Source organism: Ureibacillus endophyticus (assembly GCF_003628435.1).
GTDB lineage: Bacteria > Bacillota > Bacilli > Bacillales_A > Planococcaceae > Ureibacillus > Ureibacillus endophyticus.
Map to the genome: position 1 here is coordinate 1 of NZ_RBZN01000119.1, position 1,292 is coordinate 1,292.

Below are 1,292 nucleotides of genomic sequence, written 5' to 3' on the forward strand. Positions count from 1 at the left end.
ATTTAATAAAATCTTTGCTTTAAAATGCTTAAAACTTCTAAAACCATAAGCATTTCGTTTCATTACCTTCGATTTATTATTAATGCCTTCTAGAAATCCATTTGAATACCTAAAACTAAAGCTATTCAAGATCTCTACTTGCCAATTCTTAAAAGTTTGAATCGCTTTTATGAATGCTGGAATCTTTGCTTCTTCTACCTTACGGTAAAAAGCTTCTAATCTCTTTTTAACTTCTGTTATATCATCAGTTGTTTTTGCCCAATCAAACCATTTACAATAGGCTTCCTTAAGTTCATAGGCTTTTCTCAATTCACTAGACATCCCTGTATAGCGTCTTAAATACCAGCGATTCTTCTCTGTTAACTTATCAAACCGTTTATATAAGACATGGCGCATTTTCTTACACTTTTTACGATCATAAGGATGCCATTCTTTCTGCACTTTACGACGTACTTCATCTAGTGCCCAATAAATATAACGAGAAAAATGGAATCGATCTGCTACGATAATGGGGCGATTTAATGCTTTTCTAACAGCTGCCTTAAAACTTGGATTCATATCCATTACCACTACTTCTACAGCTGCTCCATATTTCATTAAATAATCCTTAATCGTTTCTTTGCGTCGATTTGGTAAAATATCAATCGGTTCGTGTGTTTCAGCGTTCGCAATAATTAGTTGATAGGTCCCTGCATCGGTATCTCCCTTATATTCATCGATTGCAATACATTTCGGTAAATGTACTCCCTCTTTTAACTGTTCTTTTACAACATTTTTAAAGCGACGAATTACAGTTGAACTAGATGTTCCAAGGACTTCTGCAGTTTCCTTAAATGTCTTTGCTTTTACTGAACGAATTCCAACAACTTGGTTCCATTCTTTTGAGTAACGTTGATATTTATCCACGAAAGGGGATTTTTCTGAGAAGCGTTTTCCACATTCGCATACATAACGACGGCGTTTATAAAAAAGGATAGTTAATCTTTCAAACCATTTTAAATGCTTAATTTTTTGAACTCGATAATCATGAATTTTAGAGGTCATTCTCTTACAAACTGGACATTGATGTTCTTTCTTCGGAAGCGACACGTATAAAGCCACACGGTCTCCAATCTCCTCCATCTTATGAATTGTTACATCTTTTAATCCTGGTATATTCATGTTAAAATTCATATTGCACGTATCACCTTTCATAACTTGTTTCTCGTCAATTCAAGTATATCGAAATCGGTGGTTACGTGCTTTTTTATTGTCAAAAATTGTAGTAAAACCCCAACAAATATTATAGAACC

At 34.0% G+C, this 1,292-nt stretch carries 1 protein-coding gene; it reads right to left on the bottom strand.

Annotated features, from left to right (window positions below; all coding sequences use genetic code 11):
* Nucleotides 1-1,173 (bottom strand): ISL3 family transposase (locus D8M03_RS17570; protein ID WP_121216064.1); only part of this gene is annotated, 1,173 nt, incomplete at its 3' end.
* Nucleotides 1,174-1,292: the final 119 nt, after the last annotated feature.